Raw genomic sequence first — 2,481 nt, 5'->3', positions numbered from 1 at the left:
GGTTTTACTATATCTAAACGGGCTGATATAGTTTGACCAAATTTAGCAAAACGAGAGCCGTTTTCACCCAATTTTTAGTGGTCCGCAAGTGGTTAACCGGCCAAAAAGAGGGCAAAAAGAGGGTCAAGTGGTGCCCAAAGTGGTTAACCGAGAGCCGATTTTGTGGGTGTTTTGGGGGCTACTTTTCAGCCATCTTTCCCCTCGTTTTTGGCTGTGGCAGTTTGGCATAGTTTGACCTAATTTGAATAATTGAATATGAATTTGATACAGCACTCAGTGTAAAATGACTGGGTGCTTTTTTCATTTCAGGAACTCATATTCCGGCCATAGAAAGAGCCGTCACTTCACTTTTTATTTTGGAGTGGCGGCTTTTTCTATTTCCAGAAGCAACAGCAACAATCAGAAATGAGGTGAAGTCAATGAACACGCAAATCATCGCCATCGCCAACCAGAAGGGCGGCGTTGGCAAAACCACCACCTGTGCCAATCTTGGAATCGGTTTGGCACAGGCCGGAAAGAAAGTCCTGCTGATCGACGGAGATCCGCAAGGAAGCCTGACTATCAGCCTGGGCAATCCACAACCGGACAAGCTGCCCTTTACGCTGTCGGACGCTATGGGGCGTATCCTGATGGATGAGCCGCTTCGTCCCGGCGAGGGTATCCTGCACCACCCAGAGGGTGTAGACCTGATGCCTGCGGACATCCAGTTATCCGGTATGGAAGTATCCCTGGTAAATGCCATGAGTCGTGAGACTATCTTGCGGCAATATCTGGACACGCTGAAGGGGCAATACTCCCATATCCTCATCGACTGCCAGCCCTCCCTGGGGATGCTCACAGTCAATGCGCTGGCCGCTGCAAACAGGATTATAATTCCCGTTCAGGCGGAGTATCTGCCCGCCAAAGGGCTGGAACAGCTGCTCTCCACGGTAAACAAGGTAAAGCGGCAGATCAACCCCAAGCTCCAGATAGACGGTATCCTGCTGACGATGGTTGACAGCCGAACCAACTTTGCCAAAGAGATTTCCGCACTTTTGCGAGAGACCTATGGCAGCAAGATCAAAGTATTCGGCACAGAGATTCCCCATTCTGTCCGGGCAAAGGAAATCAGCGCCGAGGGAAAAAGCATTTTTGCCCATGATCCCGGCGGCAAGGTGGCAGAGGGCTACAAAAATCTGACGAAGGAGGTGTTGAAACTTGAAAAGCAGCGCGAAAAAAATAGAGCTGGCATCGGTAGATGATCTGTTCTCCACCGAAGAAGGCCGCCAGGATGCAAAGCTGGAAAAGATTCAGGAAATTCCGTTGTCTGAACTGCATCCGTTCAAGAACCACCCATTCAAAGTCAAGGATGACGAAGCCATGATGGAGACCGCTGACAGTATCAAGCAGTATGGCGTTCTGGTTCCGGCCATTGCCCGACCGGACCCGGAGGGCGGTTATGAGCTGGTAGCCGGACACAGGCGGCACAGAGCCAGTGAACTGGCAGAAAAGGAGACCATGCCGGTCATTGTTCGGGATTTGGATGATGATGCCGCTACAATCATTATGGTTGACAGCAATTTACAACGAGAAAGCCTGCTCCCCAGTGAAAGAGCATTTGCTTATAAAATGAAGCTGGATGCCATTAAGCACCAAGGAGCCAGGACGGATTTAACTTCGGCCCAAGTTGGGCCGAAGTTGACTGCGGCAGAAAAAATCGCGGAGAACAGTCCAGATAGCAAATCACAGATTAAGAGATTTATCCGTCTGACAGAGCTGATTCCTGAATTGATGGATATGGTGGATGAAAAGAAGATTGCCCTGAACCCTGCCTATGAGTTGTCCTTTCTCAAAAAGGAGGAACAGGTAGACCTGCTGGACGCGATGGACAGTGAACAGGCTACCCCTTCTCTTTCCCAAGCCCAGCGGCTCAAGAAATACAGCCAAGAGGGGCATCTGACCCTCGATATGATGCGTGTCATCATGGGTGAGGAAAAGAAAAGTGATCTGGACCGAGTGACATTTACCTCTGACACTTTGCGGAAGTATTTCCCCAAAAGCTACACGCCCCAGCGGATGCAGGAAACCATCATCAAGCTGCTGGAGGCATGGCAGAAAAAGCGTCAGAGAGACCAGGAACGATGAAAGGAGCCGCCTATGAGGGATATTTCAGCCCGTGAGCTGAAAGGACACAACATTCTCGCCGTAGAGAGGTTTTGGGATAATACCCGCTGGATGATCGAGTTTTCCGTCCTGCGTCCCAGCACTGCTTACGGCAGCCCCGGAGATGAAATGCGGTTGTTTTTGACTGAGGACGGGTATCAGGCCGCCCTGCAAAGTCAACAGCGCCGGGAGATCAAAATCAAGCGTTACGCTCGTGTGATTGAGGGACATATCCTCGATTTCAAACCGGGAAAACGCCGCCGCTCATAAACCCATACAACGAAAGGAAAGGAATGACTATGTGTACGGTAAAGGAAATTCAAGAAGCAATCCGGGAAG

Annotated in this window: 3 protein-coding genes; all 3 read left to right on the top strand. The window is 50.3% G+C overall.

Going from position 1 to position 2,481, the window contains the following annotated elements:
• The first annotated feature begins 419 nt into the window (after positions 1 to 419).
• The 3 genes from ACMP1L_RS12845 to ACMP1L_RS12835 are packed head-to-tail and all read left to right on the top strand — an operon-like array spanning position 420 to position 2,412.
• Positions 420 to 1,241: a ParA family protein gene (locus ACMP1L_RS12845; RefSeq protein WP_024738648.1), complete on the top strand. Its 822-nt coding sequence runs from the start codon at positions 420 to 422 to the stop codon at positions 1,239 to 1,241.
• Positions 1,198 to 2,124 (top strand): ParB/RepB/Spo0J family partition protein, encoded by a 927-nt coding sequence (locus ACMP1L_RS12840; protein ID WP_062807364.1) that lies wholly within the window; start codon positions 1,198 to 1,200, stop codon positions 2,122 to 2,124. The genes ACMP1L_RS12845 and ACMP1L_RS12840 overlap by 44 nt, the downstream gene beginning before the upstream one ends.
• A gap of 12 nt (positions 2,125 to 2,136) precedes the next feature.
• Complete coding sequence (locus tag ACMP1L_RS12835; RefSeq protein WP_006775625.1) at positions 2,137 to 2,412, top strand: DUF5720 family protein; 276 nt, start codon at positions 2,137 to 2,139, stop codon at positions 2,410 to 2,412.
• Positions 2,413 to 2,481 lie beyond the last annotated feature (69 nt).

The organism is Ventrimonas sp. (genome assembly GCF_048380235.1).
Classification (GTDB): domain Bacteria; phylum Bacillota; class Clostridia; order Lachnospirales; family Lachnospiraceae; genus Brotaphodocola.
The sequence above is the reverse complement of the archived record's forward strand: the minus strand, read 5'-3'. Positions and strand labels throughout refer to the sequence as shown.